This is a genomic window from Gilliamella sp. LMG 34360, assembly GCF_984568995.1.
In genome coordinates this window covers 931,199-952,840 of the sequence record NZ_OZ474900.1, presented here as the reverse complement: position 1 = coordinate 952,840, position 21,642 = coordinate 931,199, and the positions used below count along the sequence as shown (strand labels likewise).

Annotated in this window: 17 protein-coding genes; 6 read left to right on the top strand and 11 right to left on the bottom strand. The window is 33.3% G+C overall.

Going from position 1 to position 21,642, the window contains the following annotated elements:
- Nucleotides 1-214: 214 nt before the first annotated feature.
- Entirely contained in the window at nucleotides 215-808 is a 594-nt protein-coding gene (locus tag AC5LW9_RS04330) for a CHAP domain-containing protein (RefSeq protein ID WP_198226492.1), read from the top strand.
- A 105-nt stretch (nucleotides 809-913) separates the two neighbouring features.
- Here AC5LW9_RS04330 and yccX read toward each other — a convergent pair whose 3' ends face one another.
- The 8 genes from yccX to yiaK form a co-directional block, all read right to left on the bottom strand.
- Nucleotides 914-1,192, bottom strand: coding sequence for an acylphosphatase (yccX, locus tag AC5LW9_RS04325; RefSeq protein ID WP_198226490.1), 279 nt, complete (start codon nucleotides 1,190-1,192; stop codon nucleotides 914-916).
- 162 nt (nucleotides 1,193-1,354) lie between these two features.
- Nucleotides 1,355-2,038 (bottom strand): GntR family transcriptional regulator, encoded by a 684-nt coding sequence (locus AC5LW9_RS04320; protein WP_198226488.1) that lies wholly within the window; start codon nucleotides 2,036-2,038, stop codon nucleotides 1,355-1,357.
- Between the two features lie 183 nt (nucleotides 2,039-2,221).
- On the bottom strand, nucleotides 2,222-3,703 hold the full coding sequence (locus AC5LW9_RS04315; protein WP_198226486.1) for a mannitol dehydrogenase family protein: 1,482 nt from the start codon (nucleotides 3,701-3,703) through the stop codon (nucleotides 2,222-2,224).
- Nucleotides 3,704-3,722: 19 nt separating this feature from the next.
- A complete protein-coding gene (locus AC5LW9_RS04310; RefSeq protein WP_370528579.1) occupies nucleotides 3,723-5,063 on the bottom strand; it encodes an MFS transporter in 1,341 nt (446 codons plus the stop codon).
- Nucleotides 5,064-5,115: 52 nt separating this feature from the next.
- Entirely contained in the window at nucleotides 5,116-6,132 is a 1,017-nt protein-coding gene (locus AC5LW9_RS04305) for a Zn-dependent oxidoreductase (protein ID WP_493456371.1), read from the bottom strand.
- Between the two features lie 15 nt (nucleotides 6,133-6,147).
- On the bottom strand, nucleotides 6,148-7,362 hold the full coding sequence (gene manD, locus AC5LW9_RS04300; protein WP_065737658.1) for a D-mannonate dehydratase ManD: 1,215 nt from the start codon (nucleotides 7,360-7,362) through the stop codon (nucleotides 6,148-6,150).
- Between the two features lie 379 nt (nucleotides 7,363-7,741).
- Entirely contained in the window at nucleotides 7,742-9,250 is a 1,509-nt protein-coding gene (locus AC5LW9_RS04295) for an MFS transporter (RefSeq protein ID WP_198226478.1), read from the bottom strand.
- 87 nt (nucleotides 9,251-9,337) lie between these two features.
- The gene (yiaK, locus tag AC5LW9_RS04290) at nucleotides 9,338-10,351 is read right to left on the bottom strand and encodes a 3-dehydro-L-gulonate 2-dehydrogenase (protein WP_493456370.1); all 1,014 of its coding nucleotides are present in this window, start codon (nucleotides 10,349-10,351) and stop codon (nucleotides 9,338-9,340) included.
- A gap of 495 nt (nucleotides 10,352-10,846) precedes the next feature.
- Between yiaK and AC5LW9_RS04285 the strand changes: the two genes are divergently transcribed.
- Together AC5LW9_RS04285 and pabB are read left to right on the top strand one after the other, a co-directional pair.
- Nucleotides 10,847-11,416 carry an anthranilate synthase component II gene (locus AC5LW9_RS04285; protein ID WP_086300788.1) on the top strand — a complete coding sequence of 190 codons (570 nt, stop codon included), beginning with the start codon at nucleotides 10,847-10,849 and terminating at the stop codon, nucleotides 11,414-11,416.
- 7 nt (nucleotides 11,417-11,423) lie between these two features.
- The gene (gene pabB / locus AC5LW9_RS04280) at nucleotides 11,424-13,163 is read left to right on the top strand and encodes an aminodeoxychorismate synthase component I (RefSeq protein WP_493456369.1); all 1,740 of its coding nucleotides are present in this window, start codon (nucleotides 11,424-11,426) and stop codon (nucleotides 13,161-13,163) included.
- Between the two features lie 52 nt (nucleotides 13,164-13,215).
- Here pabB and AC5LW9_RS04275 read toward each other — a convergent pair whose 3' ends face one another.
- From AC5LW9_RS04275 to AC5LW9_RS04265, 3 genes are read right to left on the bottom strand one after another with little or no spacing between them, the layout of a single operon-like run.
- Nucleotides 13,216-13,800, bottom strand: coding sequence for an ABC-type transport auxiliary lipoprotein family protein (locus AC5LW9_RS04275; RefSeq protein WP_039129523.1), 585 nt, complete (start codon nucleotides 13,798-13,800; stop codon nucleotides 13,216-13,218).
- The gene (pqiB, locus tag AC5LW9_RS04270; RefSeq protein WP_198226471.1) at nucleotides 13,800-15,437 is read right to left on the bottom strand and encodes an intermembrane transport protein PqiB; all 1,638 of its coding nucleotides are present in this window, start codon (nucleotides 15,435-15,437) and stop codon (nucleotides 13,800-13,802) included. Before pqiB ends, AC5LW9_RS04275 begins: the two co-directional genes overlap by 1 nt.
- Nucleotides 15,438-15,444: 7 nt before the next feature.
- Entirely contained in the window at nucleotides 15,445-16,698 is a 1,254-nt protein-coding gene (locus AC5LW9_RS04265) for a PqiA/YebS family transporter subunit (RefSeq protein ID WP_198226470.1), read from the bottom strand.
- A gap of 549 nt (nucleotides 16,699-17,247) precedes the next feature.
- On the opposite strand from AC5LW9_RS04265, the gene recA reads away from it, so the two are divergent.
- The 3 genes from recA to alaS all read left to right on the top strand — a co-directional run bounded on the left by recA (nucleotide 17,248) and on the right by alaS (nucleotide 21,640).
- Complete coding sequence (gene recA, locus AC5LW9_RS04260; RefSeq protein ID WP_025314760.1) at nucleotides 17,248-18,294, top strand: recombinase RecA; 1,047 nt, start codon at nucleotides 17,248-17,250, stop codon at nucleotides 18,292-18,294.
- The gene (locus AC5LW9_RS04255) at nucleotides 18,294-18,794 is read left to right on the top strand and encodes a regulatory protein RecX (RefSeq protein ID WP_198226468.1); all 501 of its coding nucleotides are present in this window, start codon (nucleotides 18,294-18,296) and stop codon (nucleotides 18,792-18,794) included. Before recA ends, AC5LW9_RS04255 begins: the two co-directional genes overlap by 1 nt.
- A 212-nt stretch (nucleotides 18,795-19,006) precedes the next feature.
- A complete protein-coding gene (gene alaS / locus AC5LW9_RS04250; protein WP_493456368.1) occupies nucleotides 19,007-21,640 on the top strand; it encodes an alanine--tRNA ligase in 2,634 nt (877 codons plus the stop codon).
- The last annotated feature ends 2 nt before the right edge of the window (nucleotides 21,641-21,642 follow it).

The window sequence follows — 21,642 nt, the reverse complement described above, 5'->3', positions numbered from 1 at the left end:
AATTTGGTTATTTTACTTTATTTTTTATTAAATTAATATCTGACATTAAAAGAAGTTAAGTAATCTCAAAATAATAATTGAAAATATTGATAATTTACTTATAAATTTTCTTTTTACTATAAAACAGATAACTTTTAATGATAATATACAACACATTCAAGGATTAGAACATTCTTCGTTTTTAAGATAAAAAGATATGTAAAAGGGATCCCTGATGTTATTAAGCTTTAAAAAAATTGTTTTTTCAATAATTGTTTTATTAATGTTATTGGGTATTGGTTTTTATCATTTTGTTTATGCTGATTTAAATGTTGATGAAAGTAAAATTGGCATGGTTGTTGATGAATTCAATGGTGTTAAAGTTTATTATAATGGCGCAGTAAACCATGTAAGTGGTAGAAATGTAGCAAAAGATGGTTATAATTTAGGATTGAAGTATCAGTGTGTTGAGTTTATTAAACGTTACTATTACGAACGGTTTAATCATAAAATGCCTGACAGTTATGGCCATGCTAAAGATTTTTTTGATGATTCGATACCAGATGGAGCTCTCAATCCTAAACGGAATTTACTTCAATTCCATAATGGCTCTCCCACTAAACCTCAAGTTGACGATATTATTGTCTTAGGTTGGTCTAGATATGGTCATGTAGCCATCATCAGTAAAGTTACTGACACTGATATTGAGATCGTTCAGCAAAATCCCGGCCCTACTGCTAGTAGTCGAGCTACTTTTCCGCTAATTTATAAAGATGGGTTATGGAAAATAGATGCCTTTCGTGTTTTAGGTTATTTACGTAAGCGTTAAAAGCCAATTTAATAATATTTTATATTAATTAACAATCTAAGTATTATTTAGAAAAACTGGGTGACTACCATTAAAAATCATCTAAAATTAACTTATTTAAATAAATTAATATCGGATATAAAAAGAAGTTAAATCGTTTTTAGGTGCTAATTCACAAATATTAATATTGCTAATTCGGGCAGAAGAAGGACCCCCTTGGTTAAGCCACTCAGTGAATTTAGTTATTTGCAAACTATCTCCTTGAATAAGAATTTCAACATCACCATTATCCAAATTTTTAACGTAGCCAAATAAACCCTGTTTTTTTGCTTGTTGATGAGTAAAAAAACGAAATCCAACCCCTTGTACCCGTCCACTCACTTGAATTTTTAATTGTTTAATCATATTACAACTTTACCTTGGTTTTTCAGATCAAAAAATATTATAGCGTGATAATGATAACCAGTAATTTTATTAATTTTTTTAACTAAATAAGCTAAAGATATGAATATAAAAATTAATAAATGATCAGGTTTTACAATCAAAAAAGATAAGATAATATCAGTATTAATCAACAAACCATTCATTTTTTTGTTGCGATACAATTGTTATAGTTTGTAGAATCGCTGACAAATGCTCATGTAAAGCCTGTACTGCAAGCTCTGGATCATGATTTTCCAGTGCAATTAAAATTTTTTCATGTTGTTTAACTAGATCTTCCGGTGGAGAGACATCTTCTAATGTTAAATATCTTACTCTATCCATCATTGCTTTGATATTTTCAACTGTTTGCCATGCCATCGGGCAATCAATTACATTCATTAATATTTGATGAAACTCGTCATCTTTTTCCAAAAAATAGCTTATGTCTTTACGTTCATTGGCTTGTTTTTGTTCCGCAAGATTTTTTTGCAACAGTAAAATGTCAGATTGGCTAATCTCTATAGCTGCCCGCTTGATGATGGCGCATTCAACTGCTTCACGGATAAATTGCCCATCCATCACTTTCTTGATAGAAATTTTCGTTACAAATGTGCCACGTTGGGGAAGAATTTGTACAAGACCAGCTTCAGCTAGTTTAATAAATGCTTCACGGACAGGTTGGCGAGAAACATTGAATTGACTGGAAATTTCTTTTTCTGAAAGTAAAACACCAGGTAATACATAACAAGTAATAATAGCTTTTCGTAATGTACGATAAATTTGTTGATTAACAGGTTCAGAAATATTTAAGTCGATAGATTTAAACATATACCATCTTATTTAAAAGAATAAATAATTAAGAATAGTAGGTGATTTTTAAGTATAAGAAAAGTTTTTTTGATAAATACCCATAATAATAAATTAGGTTCTGCTTTATATTTAAACAGTTAGAAAAGTGTAATACCATTACTGATTATTACACTTTGATTTTATTAATTATTGTTAGTTGTGTTAAAAACTCTGTGCTAATTGTTGGACGGTTTGTTTAGCACCTTTATCTCTTAAAGATAAATAAGCGTTGGTAACTTGAATGATAAAATATTGATTATTAGATAAATCATTTCCAAAAACATGCGTCAATGATAATAATGCTTTGACTCGCTCTTCATTATCTGGACTATTTGATACCAACTCTTTTAATTGCTCTGCGGCTGGATCACTAATTTCAATATCTTTACCATTATCGTCGATACCACTAACGTATCGCATCCAAGCAGCAATACCTAAAGCTAAACAATCAAATGGTGTATTATTGGCTAAATGATAACGAACTGAATCAAGCATACGTTGTGGTAATTTTAATGTACCATCCATGGCAATTTGCCAAGTACGATGTTTAAGGCCTGTGTTACGATAACGATCAAGTAACGAATCTGCGTAAGCAGATAAATCAACTCCTTTTACACGTAAGGTCGTTGCTTGTTCTTGTAACATAAGGTGACGAGCTGCTTTTACATAATAAGGATCTTGCATACATTCATCTATGTGTAAATATCCTGCCAAATAACCTAGATAGGCAAAAAAGGAGTGACTACCATTTAGCATGCGTAATTTCATTTCTTCATACGGTAAAACATCATTAACTAACTCTGCACCCGATTTTTGCCATTCTGGACGACCTGCGACAAAATTATCTTCAATTACCCATTGCTTGAATGGCTCACCAGCAACACCAGCTGGATCGTCAATGCCACCCAATTGATTTTGTATTTTTGCCATTGTATCTGGCGTTACTGCTGGCACAATACGGTCAACCATAGTAGATGGGAAGCTGACATTTTTTTCAATCCATTGGGATAAGTTTGCATCCCTTATTTTTGCTAAAGCCAAAACTACATTACGTGTTACATGACCATTTTCTGGCATATTGTCACAAGACATGACCGAAAAAGGTTTTAAGCCTTTTTCTTTACGAATACGTAAAGCTTCAACAATGACCCCCGGCACACTTTTAGGATTAGTTGGATTGTCAATATCGTGTTGAATAAGAACATTATTGATATCAATTGATGCTGTCGCGGGTAAATAACAATAACCCTTTTCAGTGACAGTTATTGATATGATTGCGATTTCTGGACGTGTCATAACCTCTAAAATTTTTGCTATACCATCTATATCTGCATGTAATGCTTCTTTGGCGACCCCCACCACTCGGGTAGACCAGTTATCATAGGACATTTCACAAACACTAAATAGATAATTTTGTTCTTTAAGATCAGCGATTTGTTTTTCACCACCAATTAAATTGACCTCACAGTATCCCCAATCACTACCATGTTCGGCAGCTAAAATATCGGCAAATACAGCTTGATGAGCACGATGAAAAGCACCAAAACCAAGATGAACGATTTTAGTTTTAAGCTGATTTCTATCATAATTTGGTACAACTACCGCTTCAGGTAGTTGTGATAAAGTTTGATTTGATAATTTCATTATTTTTCCCATTTTTTATTTATTCTGCTGCATCTTTTAAATCAGCTAAATTACGATCTTTTACCTCAGGCATAAAAATCGCAGAAACTAAACCAATACAAGAATAGATAATAATCATAACAACAATTGGCCACCAATCGTTAACCATATTACAGAAAATTCCCGCTAATATTGGACCAAATCCTACCGCAATAAGTCCACCTGCTTCTTTAGATATCGCCATTTGAGTAAATCGATTACGCGCGCCAAACATTTCTGCCATTGTGATATTTTCTAATGCAAACAGTCCCAATACCGCAACGTTATGAATAACAATCAAACATAACATAATGGTACTCACTGAATGATTTTTATCAACAATAATAGATAACATTGGATAAGCAAGAATAATAGCTGATAAAGTCATAATTATATAAGGTACCCGACGCCCAATCTTATCGGATAACCAACCTAAGAAAGGAATTGTGAAAAACCCAACAATTGAACTGATCATTAAAGCATCAGTCGGTATGCTTTTTTCAAATAACAATGCTTGTACTAAGTAACCGGCTAAAAAAGTTTGAATTAAACCAGAATTCCCAGCTTGACCAAAGCGTAACCCCGTTGCTAACCAAAAGGATTTACTTTTACACATCTCCAATAATGAAATATGTTTAATTGCTGGTTTTTCATTACTTGTTTTTGCTGTTGCATCATTTACATCATCAAAAACAGGACTCTCTTTTAAATTCATTCTGAGCCAAATGGCAAAGATCATAACAATGACACTGGCAATAAATGGTACTCGCCACCCCCAAGATATGAGTTGATCTTTATCTAGTATAAAAAACATAATTGCCCAAATTGCTGTCGCACTTAAAGTCCCACAGTTAGTACCCATCGCGACAAGTGAAGAAACAATTCCTCGTTTTCCTTTTGGCGCATACTCTGCGAGCATAGTGCCAGCACCAGAGATTTCTGCACCAGCACCTAATCCTTGAATAATACGCAAAACAACTAACATTAATGGCGCTAAAATACCGACTTGGGCATAGGTGGGTAAAAAACCTATCAATGTGGTACAAATACCCATCATAGTGATAGTGATAAATAATACTTTCTTTCTACCAATTGCATCACCCATGCGGCCAAAAACAAAAGCGCCAACAATACGTGCAACGTATCCTGCGCCATAAGTTCCCATCGCTAATATCAATGCCATAATCGCTGATTGTTCCGGGAAAAATATTTCATGAAATACAAGTGCAGCACCTAAAGAATATAATTGGAAATCCATAAACTCTAATGCGGTTCCAAGCCAACCAGAAACAGCAGCTTTAACTAAATCTGAAGTATTTCTTTCACTTTTATTATTTCCTATCTTATTCATATTTTACTCGCTCTCACTTATCATTTAGTATATAAAAATTGACCTAACTAAAAGTCAATAAAACCTTGCAACACTGTTTCTGATCTTTTTCGAAAGTTTGGATTGCCTGAACCACATCCGTATAATCAAATCGATGAGTAATCAGTTTGTTAGGATCAATTAATTTTTTGGTTAACCAATCAATGACGATTGGGAATTTGTTTGCATTGAGTCGTGAAGAGAAAATAGAAAGCTCTTTACTGGTAATACCTTGTTGTGTTATTTGACATGGATCGCTTGAAAAACCCATAATGAGAATTCTTGCAGCTGGCGATGCAATTGTAATTGCTTCTTGTAAAATTGAAGGATGACAAGCGGCATCAATGATTACCGTTGGTTTGATATTCAATTTATCTAATTCATCTTTTAATGATAATGATGTGTTATTAATTGTCCGATCAGCACCACTACTTTTTGCCATAGCTAAACGTTCATCAATACGATCGACAACAATAACTTCTTTAACGTTATACACACCTTTCAGGGCTTGCACAGAAGTTAATCCCATTGGACCTGCGCCATAAATTAATGCAACATCATTTTGGGTCGGTTTTAGTTGTGCAGTTGCATTAGCAGCTATTGTGAAAGGCTCTATCATTACGGCAAATTCATCATTGATTTCATTTGGTATTACATAAGCATTTTTACTTGGTACAACAGCATATTGACTGAATCCACCATCACGATGAACACCCAAAACGGTTAAAGAGGAACAAACATTAGGACGACCAACAGAACAAGGGTAACAATATCCACAGCTAATTACAGGATCAACAGAAACACGCTCACCGATTCTAGATTGATCAACACCCTCTCCAACAGCATCAATCACTCCAAAAAATTCATGCCCAATTACTCTTGGATATTTAGCAAAAGGATTATGACCTCGATAAATATGACTATCTGAACCACAAATGCCGGCTAATTTTACTTTTACCCTAACTTCACCTGATTTAGGTTGAGGAACTTCACGTTCCTCGATTACTAATTCATTAGGTTGTTTTATTACAATACTTTTCATATAAACTCCTTTAACTTACCAATTCCATAAAGTGCCATCTTCTAAACGAGCAATTGGCAAATAAGCGGGGTTGTATGGATATTTAGCTGCTAGTTTTTCATCAAAATCGATACCTAAACCTGGTTTATCACTTGGATGCATATAACCATCATTGAAAGTCCAATTTGGAGAAAAGACTTCTAACATCTGCTCTGAATAACCCATAAATTCTTGAACACCAAAGTTAGGCACCCACATATCAAAATGTAGTGCTGCGGCATGACAGATTGGCGATAAATCAGATGGTCCATGAGAGCCAGTTCTAACTTGATAAAGCGCAGCAAAATCAGCTATTCGACGCATATGAGTAATACCACCAGCATGAGTTATTGTGGTTCGAATGTAATCGATGAGCTGTTCTTCAATCAGTTGTTTACAGTCCCAAATGCTGTTAAATACTTCACCAACAGCAATTGGTGTTACAGTGTGTTGACGAATTAAACGGAAGCATTCTTGATTTTCAGCCGGTGTAGGATCTTCCATCCAAAATAGACGATAATCTTCAATACTTTTACCAAAACGCGCAGCTTCAATTGGGGTTAAGCGATGGTGCATGTCATGCAATAGATGCTCGTTAAAACCGAATTTGTTTCGCACTGCTTCAAATAATTTTGGCGTAAAGTCTAAATATTTATCCGTTGCCCAAAACTGTTCTTCAGGATAATTGCCACGCGTAGCGGGTTCGTATGCAAGATTTTTCCCTTTACTTTGACCATAAGTCGTTTTCATTCCGGGTATACCACATTGAACTCGGATTGCTTTGAACCCCATCTCTTTATGTTTAGCATAATCATCTAACGCTTCTTCGATATCTTTACCAGTGGTATGGCAATACACCATTACGCCTGTACGTGAAGCTCCGCCCAATAATTGATAAAGTGGCATATTGGCAACTTTACCTTTGATATCCCATAACGCCATATCAATTGCCGATATCGCTGACATTGTCACTGGACCACGACGCCAATAAGCTCCTTTATAAAAATATTGGAAAATATCTTCAATTTGATGAGGATCACGCCCAATAAGTTGAGGGCAAAGATGATCTTTAAGATAAGATGCTACTGATAATTCTCGCCCGTTAAGTGTTGCATCACCAACACCATAAACGCCTTCATCTGTAGTTATTTTTAATGTGACAAAGTTTCGCCCCGGGCTGCATACAAAAACTTCTGCTTTTACAATTTTCATTGAATACCTCATTAATAATTTGTGCAGCATCAAATTAATCGATCAAATACTACCATACAAGTAGATTAGAATGTTTTTGTGAGAAAGATCACAATAAGAAGGAAAGATCGTAAAGAAAATTGAGGTTTAACAAATGTTTTAACTATAGATTGGAATGCTGAAAAAAATAGTTAATTAGATAATTATCATCAAATTATTAAGTTGATTTTAAACAAGATTATCAAAATTAATATTGATATATTTGGGATAGATAAAAAAATGTAGTATTGAATCAATATTACATTTTTTTATAAAAATATTTATAAATATCGGATTTGATAGAGGATCTTATAGATAACAATATTTATCATGAGCGAAGATGTATCTCCTCATCATTGCATTATTTATCTCGCCACAAATGTTCATATTTATGACCAGTAAGATTTTCAACAACTTTACGTGTCTGTTCTGAAACATCATTTTTTGAACCATTATTTTTTAAACGTTCTATTTCTGCGACCAAAATTGTGTGAGTTTGTTTATTTAACTTAAAAGTTAAAGCATAAATTAACGCAATTAATAATAAACCAACGGTACCACCAACAAATAAAATACTTATGGTATTTATTGCTTCAGCACTTTGTTGAGTACTTCCTTGTATAAAGCCACCCTTTTGTAGAATTAATCCCACAATAAACGTTGCGATAGCAACCGTTGTTTTGCGACCAAATGTCATTACCGCCGCAAATAAACCTTCTCGACGTTGTCTGGTGAGCATTTCGTCAATATCAGGAATAAATGGGAACACATTCCATGGGGTAAATTCTAAAATACAACGACCAGCTTGATAACAAATCGCTATAATATACAACCACCAGATTTTGGATGACGGATCGACTATATATACTGCATAAAAACCAAGAATACAGATGATCATAGTTGTATAAGAGAAAACATACAGCTTTCCTGGACCGTATTTTACCATTGCAACACCAGCCAATAATGTTATTGGTAACCCTATAATACTTAACGATAGTAGTCCTCCAGCAAATGACGAAGAGACACATAAACAATAGACACAAAAGAAGACAAAAACCGTATTAAAAATATCTTTTGCTGTAAATGAAAATAAATAGATAGCTAAATGGCGACGAAAAGCTCTAATATGAAATGTAGATAAATAATCCTTAACTAGTTGTTTAACAGCACTAACTTTTTCAGAAAAACTCTTTTTTTTCACACCTTGTTCTTGATGCTTCAACATCTCTGGAGTCAGTTCTCGTTCCCACGTTACTCTATATGAAATAAATATACAAACAGCGAAAATAATCGCGAAGAAAAGTCCATTAATAAAATAAGCGTAAGCGTTATTTTCACCAAAATTATGAATTAAAATACCCGGCACTAAAGTTGCTAAGAAAGTCCCACTTGCAGATAAAAACATCCGACCTGTAGATAATTTGGTTCGATCATTATAATCTTTAGTCATTTCTGAAGGTAATGTTTCCCAAGGAATCAATACAATAGCTGCAACAATTTCAAATACTAGATATACGGTTAAATAAAACCAATAATTCATCCCTGTTATCCAAAGTAAAACATAAATCAACATAAGAGGAGAACCAATTAGTAAGAAAAACCGCCTTCTACCAAATTTTTGTCCTAATTTGTATTTGTAAAAATTATCGGTAAAACTACCCATAAATAAACTAACGATTGCATCAACAATTCGTGCAATTGCCACAATAGACGCTGCCTCAATAGGTGTTAATCCTACAAAGGTGGTATAAAAAAAGAGTAACCATGCTCCAATGATGGTAAAGGCACCACCACCCATAATATCCGTTAAACCATAACCGATAGCGATTGGAATCGTCACTTTTTTCTTGTTACTAACCGCATTATTCATATCCTATTCCTTTTTAATCAATTCTTCGTTTGGCTTAAAAATTAATGAGTTGCTATATATTTTTTAATTATTAATTTTGATTTTCAGCTAATTTGCTAATGAAACAACTTCACGCCACACTTCAGTATCAACAGGAATACCATTGGTTAGATGATCTTTACGTGTTTTTTTTGATAATTCACCTGGATAAAAAACTGCTTTTTGTCCTTCAGCTGGTGTTGAGGTATTAACATATTGAGTAATACTATTAACCATCTGTTCGTTAAATTCTTTTCCGCCTAATTGAGATGGGTCAAATACCATAAAAATCTGACTAGCACCGGTACAACTTCCTTTTTGAATCTTATCAATTTCATTAGTTGGATTGCCCATCGATAAAAGTGCAGCCATTGCATCTAATACAATAGCCATACTTGACCCTTTCCAATATCCAGTTGGTAGAATTCGCATTGATTCTTCTATTGATCCTGGATCATCAGTTAATTTTCCATCTTTGTCATACCCACCTGGAAACGGAAGTTTCTCACCTTTTAAGCGAGTGACTTGAAGCTTACCATATGCATATTGTGACATCGCCATATCAACAACGATTGAACCATCTGAACTCGGCACTGCCATCACGAATGGATTATTGCCTAAACGTGTATTTTTTGCTCCCCACGCAGGCATACACGATTCGGTATTCGTCCAACACATTGCTGCAAATCCCTTTTCTACAGCTTTCCAACCGTAAGTTCCGCCTCGCATCCAATGAGTTGTATTACGTAATCCAATAATGCCAACAGCATTTTTTTTAGCTAATTCAATTGCTTTATCTAAAGCAAATAGTGCATTTGTTATTCCGATCCCTTGATTTCCATCATAAACTTCAAGCACACCCAGTGATTTAACTAAACTAGGTTTAGCGTTAATATCTACCCAACCTTTATTGACATAATCAACAAAACGAGCGACACGATTTAATCCATGGGAATAAACCCCGTCAGAAGTAGATTCGGTATGTATGTGTGCACATATTTCTGCTTGTGATTCAGATAATCCAGCATTAAGAAATGCTTTTTTTATAGTCGCTTTCATTTCTTCAAATGTTATTTTTTGCATATTTTTATCCTCAAATAAACAGACCTGTCGAAACTTTTATTAATGTTTAGTTTTGGTGAGTTTAATAATTCAATCAAAAAAGGAGTCATAAAAACGTCTAATTTGTTTGTTGTTTTTATTAAATAAAGTCTATGTTGATTGAATTTAGGAAAAATATAATAAAATATACTACCATACAAGAATAGCTGTAGGCTTTTGTGAGAGTTATCACAAAAAGAATGTGTTTTTGTCAAAAAGTTTCAGGTTATGGGTACGTTTAAGTAAAAAAATAGGAATAAAGTAATATTAAGTTAGTAATCATCTCTTATTAGCACTTCTTGCTTGTATAATGGCGTCAATAATAGCTGGATTTAAACTAAATCTAGCTTGATTAATCGAAACAATGAAATGAAATTTTTAATCATGATGTCGGCAATGGTGACTTGTCATTTATAATGATGATTTCCATAATCACCAAGTTGACAAAAAATTCTTTTTTAATTAACGGAAGATATTTTGATACTATTAATAGATAACTATGATTCTTTTACGTTCAATATTTACGATTATTTATGCCGATTGGGTGCAAAAGTCCAAGTGATAAAAAATGATGAAATGACCGTTGAACAAATAAAAGAGCTAACTTTTTCTAAAATAATTATTTCACCTGGTCCGGGAACGCCCGATAATGCTGGAATATCACTAACAGTGATTGCCGAATTTGCCAATTGTTGTCCAATATTAGGTATCTGTTTGGGTCATCAAACAATTGCACAGTATTATGGTTATTCCATTTGCAAAGCACCTATGCCTATGCACGGTAAAATCGATGAAATTATACATGATGGTCAAGGATTATTTAAAGGCATTAAAAACCCTCTTTCTGTAGTTCGCTATCACTCTTTAATTGCTGACGATAATTTATCTCAAACAAAGTCACCTCTCATGGTTACCGCTCGTAACAAACAAGGATTAATTATGGGATTACGACATAAAACATTACCCATTGAATCCGTGCAATTTCATCCAGAAGCAATTAAAACAGAATCAGGTTTACAAATGATTCATAATTTTATTTATGAGTAATATTAATATGAAAGTTTATATTGATTTTGAAGGTCAACAGAAATGTTTTTCTGATCCTATTACAATTTTGAGATCCAACGATTACTCCACGGTTAAACAACAATTAGATGCAATCGAAAAGTTCACACAGCAAGGTTTTTATGCGGTTGGTTATCTTGCTTATGAAAGTGCAATGGGATTTAATCAAGCAAATAAAACCAAGAATATCCAAAAATCAGATAATGCGCTACCTGTACTACTATTTGGTATTTATCAAGATTATTCAACAGTTGAATCATTAACAAAAAGCGATTATAAACCTTGTCATTTCGATTTAAAATGTGACACTTCAATTGAAGAATATAATCAAAAAATTGACTATATTCGTGGGCAGATTGAATCGGGAAATACATATCAAACCAACTACACGATCCAATTTAGTGCACCATTTAATGATAATGCCTATGATTATTACAAATTTTTACAAGAAAATAACCAAGCGAGTTATTGTGCTTATCTTGAATTTGAAAATTATCAGATTTTATCGATTTCTCCTGAACTATTTTTTAAGTTAGATAATCAAACAATCACAACAAAACCGATGAAAGGAACTGCCGCTCGAGGTTTAAATATTCACCATGATAATCAACAGTTAGAGACATTATTTTCTGAGAAAAATCAGGCTGAAAATATGATGATTGTTGATTTACTACGTAATGATTTAAGCCGAATTGCTAAAGCTGGCTCGGTCGTTGTCCCAAAATTATTTTCTGCCGAGAAATACCCTACCGTTTGGCAGTTGACCTCAACCATTCAAGCCGAGTTGGCTGAAAAGATCAGTTTATATCAAATTTTTCAAGCATTGTTCCCATGTGGTTCAATTACTGGAGCACCTAAAACAAGTACAATGCAAATCATTGCAGACACTGAAAATTCACCTAGAGGTGTATATTGTGGAACCATAGGTTACATTACCCCCTATATGAAAACTGCAATATTTAATATACCCATTCGTACATTAACAATTCACAATCAGCAGATGCATTATGGTGTTGGAGGTGGGATAACTTGGGATTCAACATCAAACGATGAATATAGTGAAATCTTAGCAAAAACCGCTATATTAAACCGCACAGCAAGGTTCCCCCAATATCTTATTGAATCATTACTGTTAGAAAAAGGGCAAATTTTATTGCTTGATGAACATTTAACTAGACTTGCTAATACTGCATACTATTTTGATTTTAAATGCGATATTGATTCCATCAAATTACAATTGATTAAATTAGCCAGTGCAGAATGTGAAAGTATTTGTAAAGTCAGAATTTTACTACAACAAGATGGTCGATGTGATATTAGCAAAGACATTATTAACGTACCAATGGAAATCAATGAAATCACACTCGCACCACAATGTGTAAATAATAAAAATATCTATTTGTATCACAAAACATCAAACCGTGAACATTTTCCGCAACTAACGATAGGTAAAGAATATATTAATTTTAATCAAAACAATGAAATAACTGAATTTGTTAACGGTAATCTTGTGCTATTAATTAATAATCAATGGGTTACACCTAAAATTAAATCGGGATTATTGGCTGGTACTATGCGACAATTTTATTTGGATCAAAAACAAATAATTGAAAAAACAATTTTAATCGATGAATTATTAAAGGCTGATAAAATTGCTTTTATTAATAGTGTTCGCAAATGGGTTGAAATTAATGATAAGGTATTTGATCGGTTCAAGCAGATGTTATGATCTACTATTATTGAAACATTCCGCCAGAATGGTGGCGGAATGTTTTATTAATTTAATATTTTATAGAATTAGCAAAATCTTGCTCTTCTTCTTGCCATCCTTTTGACAACGCTTTAACTAAAGCATCATAACCATTTTTGGCTAATGGAATATGTCGTTCAAATGGTTTTGTTTCGATATGGTTTTTATTGTTTGTAACAATCCAACGCCCCTTTATAATCGCATCTCCATTGTAACCACCATGAAAACCATCAATAAAAAGTTTAACGGTTAATGTTGGAGTTGCTAGCGACTTACTCGAAATCAAATAATCTGGCAGTAACAAACTTAAATCTTGTACTAATCGTTCTTCAAGCTGTTGAGAAAGCGTCGAAACCCATAGATTATTTATAGCTGTAACATATTTGATATCTTCTGTTTGCAAAACAATACCAGATTTATTTAAGAAACTGGCTACATCAATGGAATCAATCTTTATAAAACGATTAGTTGATTTCATTGTTTTTGGTGTTTGAACAGGCAAATTACTAGCTAATTGGAAATAACTTTTATTTTCCGTATTTGCTGAACAGCCAACGAGTAACATAAATGCAGTTCCACAAAATGTTATAAGGAAATTTCGCATCATTTTATTCATTACTTTTTACCTTTCGCTTTCGGTTCTTGGTCTTTCTTATTTGGAGCAGAGAAAATCAACGCATTACTTTTATCATTGAGTGTATTAAGTAATGGTGTTAATTCATCCATCATTTGTTGAACTTTTTGCAGACTTTCATTCATTTGCTTATTAAGTTCTGAACCTGGTTGTATGCCTTTCATGGTTTCGTTTAACGTTCTTAACGTTTCTTGTAGATCGCCAGGCATATTTTGCATTTCATTACTCGCCATAATTTGATTTAATGAATTCATTAAGCGCTGAGTTGAAGCTAACGATTTATTAAATTCCGTCATTGTATTATTTAGTGGTAAATTATTGAAATTATCTAATAACTGCATCACTTTAGCTTGAATCTGTGCAATACCTGTTGACGTTGTTTCTATAGTATTATAACCATATAGAATGCTTGATTTAGCGTTATATTTATTTTTTAATTCAGGATAAAAATCAAGATCAATAAAAAGCGCACCTGTAAACATATTTGAAGTTTTTAACGAGGCTCTTAAGCCATTTTTTTGCTCGTCCATAATTAAGGTAGCAATATCGATCTTTTCATCAACCAACTCAGATAAGCGATCGGGCTCGATCCTAATTAATACGGGTACTCTTTGATTTAAAATAAATGTTTTATTTAACATTTCAGATGTATAAAATGGTACTTTAGATACCGTACCAAGGCGAATACCATGATACTCAACAGGCGCGCCTTCAACCAATCCAGATATGGATTCAGAAAGCATAATCAGAAATTCTTTATATTCTGTATATTGTGAATCTTGAATTGATTTTTTATCTTCATATAATTTATATACTGCATGTTGCTCAGCTGGCGCACCTAACTTAGAACCATCAGGCAAATCAAAACTTATACCACCGGACATTAATACATCTAAAGAAGGCACATTAAGACTCGCACCCGATGAAGAAAGTGCTAAATCAATGCCCCCTTCTTTCCAAAAACGAACATTTTGAGTGACTAAAGCATCGTAAGGTTTGGTGATAAAAATTTGATATTTCATTTTACGTGAATCAATATCAAATTCAGAAGTTTCAACATTACCTACACGATAACCATGAAACATCACAGATGCTCCACGCGGAATCACACCGTTTTGATCACTTTCAAGATTAACCCGAATACCTTTAATACTTGGATCTGATAATGGCGGATTATCTGATAGTATAAATGGATTATTTTTGAAACTATGTGTATCGTTGCCGGATGCTAACTCAATATAAACACCAGATAAAATAGTACCTAATCCTGTTACACCATCACGACCAATCTCTGGTTTGACAACCCAAAAAATAGAGTCATTTTTAAGCAGCGGTTCCATATCATTATAGATTCGGCCTTTTATGACCACTTTTTCAAAATCTTTTGATAATGTTACTTCATCGACAATACCGATATCAACACTGCGGTTTTTAATAACGGTTTTACCAGCAACAATACCACTTGCATCTTTGGCAAGTAAGGTAAAAGAAGTCCCTCTATCAGCAAAATGAGAATAGATGATCCAAAGACCAACAATTGCAGTAACAATCGGAATAATCCATATCGCCGAAATGGCTCTAATTTTGATGATTTTCGCTAATTTACTTGATGTTGCCATAATGTTCCTATTTATTATAACTTTTATTTGGAGAATGATCCCAAATTAAACGCGGATCAAATTTTTGCGATGCAATCATAGTGATAATCACAACAGTTGCGAAAAATGTAACGCCTATATCAGGATAAACCCCCATCATTTGTTGATTTCTAACTAGTGAACAAACAACTGATACAACAAATATATCAATCATTGACCATTTGCCAATAAATTCTACTGCACCATATAATTTTTTCATTTTTAGGCAATTATGTTTATTTTTCTTTTTCACAGCTATTGCAAAATAGCAAAGCCAACTTAATGAAATTATTTTCAAAATTGGAATAACTATGCTGGCAACAAAAATAACTAATGCTACAGGTACATCACCCGCCTGCCACATATAAATAACACCATCCATAATTGTCGACGTTGACGGTGAACCCAAAACGACTGTTATCATGATTCCAAATACATTTGCAGGAATATAAATAATTAGTGAAGTGACCAATAATGCTATCGTCCATTGTATTTTGTCGCGATTTCTTACAGCACTTTTCTGTTTACATCTTGGGCATTTAGCATAAGCGATTGGCATCATAGCATGGCAACAACCACACAGCTTCAAATTTTGACTAATTGCCGTCTTACCAACTTTTAATGGTGCTTGAGCAAAATTATTGGTATGAATTTCTTCCCAAATTGTTTCAGGTGAAAAAATTACTTGTGCTTTTATATAAAAAAAGACAAATAAACAAAACGCCCAAAATGTACTTGTAACACCTATACTGCCATAGCTCATTAATTTTACAAAGCTAACCAAAATGCCTGTTATAAATATTTCAGGCATACACCAATGTTTAAATTTTTCATAAATAATTAATAAATCTCTTTTGCGATATTTTGACACTGTAAACTTTGAACAAAGCAAACTAATAATTAATAGATTTATTATGGGAAAAATTAAAACAAATAAAATAAATAGCGCTGAAATATAACTATATTTATCAAAAAAAAGAGTTTTAGGTATATCTAAAACACTTACACCATTAAAATTACCGACTAGGCGAATATCAATAAAAATAAAACCACAAGCAACAATAATCATAATGAGTGAACAAACAGCATACATTGTGGCTCGAAATTTCATATTAATGCTTTTTTTGGCTAATGTAGTATTACAACGAGGACATATAGCTTTATGTCCTATTGTTATATCGGATAATTCTATGACCAAATCGCAGTGCGAGCATAAAACATATTGTTGCTTATCAACAGTCATTATTTCCCTTTAATTTGATAATTCAGTTAAGTGTAAAGATGTTTCAGATTAGCATAACCTTTAAGTAAATAATTGATAAATTACTTTTACTCAATTGCAAGTGGGATAACTACTTTTAATATACAACAATGACTAAAACGTCTTCTTTGCTAATCATATCAAATGACATTTTTTTATGAAAGTATTACCTACCCCCATTAGCATAATTTGATTACTTGATTTTGAGTATTTCAGTTGGTTAAACAATATTTTTTACACGCTGAATTTAAAATTTTATCTCAAAGAAAAAATAAATAAAATCTCATAATAACCTTATACAAAGTTATATCGCTATCAAATCCATTTATCGGTTTACATCTAATCTTGAATATTATCGTTTCGTCACCATTTGTTACAATCAATTAGACGATAACCAGTAATATTTTGAAAAAAATTGTGAAGCATTTCCCATTATTAACTAAATGATTATTGGATATAAAAAAAACTTGATACTGTATAACAATACAGTATAATGTATATCAATATACTAACTCATTGGAATTTTATAATATGAACGAAAACAAACAACGAGCACTTTCAGCTGCATTAAGTCAAATAGAAAAACAATTTGGTAAAGGTTCTATTATGCGTTTAGGGGATACCCAAACGTTAGATGTTGATTCTGTCTCTACTGGATCTTTAGGGCTCGATATTGCATTAGGTATTGGCGGCTTACCAATGGGTCGAATCGTTGAAATTTTTGGACCAGAATCATCAGGTAAGACAACATTAACTTTATCAGTTATCGCCCAAGCGCAAAAAGAAGGTAAAACATGCGCATTTATTGATGCTGAACATGCTTTAGATCCAATTTATGCGGCTAAATTAGGTGTGCAAGTTGATGATCTATTAGTTTCTCAGCCTGATACTGGTGAACAGGCACTTGAAATTTGTGATGCCTTAGTTCGTTCTGGTGCTGTTGATGTTATTATTGTTGACTCAGTAGCGGCATTAACACCTAAAGCAGAAATTGAAGGCGAAATGGGCGATTCACATATGGGATTACAAGCTCGCTTAATGTCACAAGCTTTACGTAAATTAACTGCAAATATTAAAAATGCTAACTGCTTAGTGGTATTTATTAACCAAATTCGTATGAAAATTGGTGTAATGTTTGGTAATCCAGAGACAACTACTGGCGGTAATGCACTTAAATTCTATGCATCTGTTCGTTTAGATATTCGACGCATTGGCGCAGTAAAAGAAGGTGAAGATGTCATTGGTAGTGATACACGTGTAAAAGTAGTGAAAAATAAAGTTGCTGCACCATTTAGACAAGCTGAATTCCAGATTCTTTACGGTTGTGGTATTTCTAAAGAAGGTGAATTGATTGATCTAGGTGTTAAACATAAATTAGTTGATAAAGCAGGTGCTTGGTATAGCTACAATGGCGAAAAAGTTGGTCAAGGCAAAGCGAATTCAATCAAATTTTTACAAGAACATCCAGAAATAGCCAAAGAGCTTGAAACAAAACTACGTGATTTATTATTAAATAGTCCTGCCGTTTTTGCTGCGGATGACGTAGATACTACATCGGAAGATGAAAGCTTTGAATAATGGACAAAAAACTCAATAAATTAATCTTAAATAAAGCTGTGCAATTACTTGCACAGCGCGATCATTCATCCTACGAACTAACGAATAAAATCATCCAATTTTTTACAAAGAAAATAAAATGTTCAGAGGATGAATACTATGAGCAATTAAACCAACTTAGAATAGAAACCGCTGATGTAATTCAATATTGTACAAATCAAAATTGGATGAACGATACACAATATATTGAAAAATATATTGTTATGCGTGCTAATAAAGGTTATGGAAGATATAAAATTGCTATGGAATTAAAACAACGCGGTCTATCCACTGACTTAATCCATGAACTTTTACGTATATTAGATATAAATTGGTCGTATAATGCCCATAAGCAATTATTAAAAAAATTTAAACAAGTTAATGTTAAAAATATCTCGGAAAAACAGAAAGTAATGCAATTTTTAGTTACTCGAGGTTATACTCAAGACGATATAAAAGATGTGTATAATTTATTGACTTAAATTTTGATAATATCTAAAATACACGAGAATTAAATTATTCAATACCCATTAGTTAAGCTCACTAAATCAATTTATTTTTCCTTTTATTTGCATGTAATATTAGCTAGATCAACTGTATTATAAAGAATATTTTACTTTTCTTTACTTTTCAACTTTAGTTGTAACAGGTATATTACTATGTTTAAAAATTTATCGTTTATATGGATGCCTAAATGAAAAGCACTGCAGAAATTCGTCAAACTTTTCTTGACTTTTTCAATAGCAAAGGACATGAAATTGTAGCAAGTAGTTCCCTTGTTCCTCATAATGACCCAACGCTATTATTTACCAACGCTGGAATGAATCAGTTCAAGGATGTATTTCTAGGGATAGAAAAACGTCCTTATACCAGAGCAACAACGGCACAACGCTGTGTTCGCGCTGGCGGTAAACACAATGATTTGGATAATGTGGGTTATACTGCTCGACATCATACTTTTTTTGAAATGTTAGGAAACTTTAGTTTCGGTGACTATTTTAAACATGATGCGATTCATTTTGCTTGGGAGCTATTAACCAGTGAAAAATGGTTTAATCTTCCTAAAGAAAAATTAACCGTCACTGTTTATGAAACAGATGATGAAGCATACGCAATTTGGGAAAAAGAAATTGGTATACCCAAAGAACGTATCGTGCGTATTGGTGACAACAAAGGGGCTCCCTATGCTTCAGATAACTTCTGGCAAATGGGTGATACAGGACCATGTGGACCGTGTACAGAAATTTTTTATGATCATGGTGATCATATTTGGGGAGGACCTCCAGGCAGCCCAGAAGAAGATGGTGATCGTTTCATTGAAATTTGGAACATTGTCTTTATGCAGTTTAATCGTCATCCTGATGGCACAATGGAACCATTACCTAAGCCATCGGTCGATACGGGTATGGGCTTAGAAAGAATTGCTGCTGTTTTACAACATGTTGATTCCAATTATGAAATTGATTTATTTAAGAAATTAATTCATGATGCAGCACAAGTAATTCAAACGAAAGATTTAGAAAGTAAATCTTTACGTGTTATTGCTGACCATATTCGTTCTTGTGCATTTTTAATTTCTGATGGTGTATTGCCTTCTAATGAAGGTCGTGGCTATGTTTTACGTCGCATTATTCGACGGGCTGTGCGTCATGGACATATGTTAGGTGCTAAAGAAATATTCTTCTACAAATTAGTTAAACCTCTCATTGATGTAATGGGTAGTGCAGCAGTTGAATTAGCGAAAAATCAAAAAATAGTTGAAGACGCACTTAAACTTGAAGAAGAGCAATTCTTAAAAACATTGGAACGAGGATTATTTTTACTTGATCAAGAATTGGTTAAAATTACCGATTCGGTATTGCCTGGTGATGTTGCATTTAAACTTTACGATACGTTTGGTTTTCCATTAGATTTAACCGCAGATGTATGTCGCGAAAAAAATATCACCATTGATGAAGATGGATTTAATCAATGCATGGAAGAACAACGTAAACGTGCTCGTGAATCAAGTACTTTTAGTGTTGACTATAGCAATGTGATTAAACTTGATGATAAAACCGAATTTTTAGGTTATCAAGCTACCGAAGCATCAGGGAAAGTAATTGCCATTTTCCAAAATGGTCAAAAAGTAGAAAATGTCAATGCTGGTGATGAAGCGATTATCATCTTAGATAAGACACCATTTTATGGAGAATCAGGTGGACAAATTGGTGATAAAGGTTTATTAACTTCTGCAAACGCCGAATTTACTGTTTTAGATAGCCAAAAATATGGCAAAAGTATTGGTCATATCGGTAACCTTGTTAAAGGTTCCCTTAAAGTTGGTGATTTAGTAACAGCGGCAATTGATGTTGAGTTAAGAGAACGTATTAGACGCAATCATTCAGCAACCCATTTATTACAAGCTGCATTACAACGAATTTTAGGTAACCATGTTCATCAAAAAGGTTCTTTAGTGAATGACAGCTATCTGCGTTTTGATTTTTCGCATAATCAAAGCATCACACAAGAACAAATTGTTGAAATTGAAAATCTAGTTAACCAGCAAATTCGTTGTAATCTACCTGTTGACGTTGAACTGATGCCAATAGATGAAGCTAGAAATAAAGGGGCAATGGCGCTATTTGGTGAAAAATATGAAGATATTGTTCGTGTTCTAACTATGGGCGATTTCTCAATTGAATTATGTGGTGGTACTCATGTAGATAGAACGGGCGATATAGGTTTATTTAAAATAATATCTGAATCAAGCATCGCTTCTGGAGTTCGCCGTATTGAGGCAACCTCTGGACAAAATGCGATGGATTTTATACACCATGAAGCAAATTTATTAAGCCAAATTGCACAATTGGTTAAAAGCGATAAATCAGCAGTTTTAGTTCGTGTAGAGCAGTTGCTCGAACAAACTAAACTACTTGAAAAAAACATCGAGCAATTAAAGGCGCAAAAAGCTAGCCAACAAAGCGCACAATTAATTAATCAATGTGAAAAAATCAATAATAAAAATTTACTAATTGCTAAACTTGATAATGTCGAGGCAAAAGTATTACGTACTATGATTGATGATCTTAAAAATCAATTAAAAACAGGAGTAATTATTTTGGCTGCTGTTAATGATGACAAAATCAACTTAGCCGCTGGCGTAACAAATGATTTAATCAATATTGTCAAAGCTGGCGAATTAGTTTCCCAATTAGCATTAAAAGTAGGTGGTAAAGGCGGTGGGCGGCCTGATTTCGCCCAAGCAGGTGGAATGGATCTGTTAGCATTACCAGAAGCATTGTCTTCAATGAAAAAGGAAATCAGTAATAAATTACAAGCAAGTTAGCC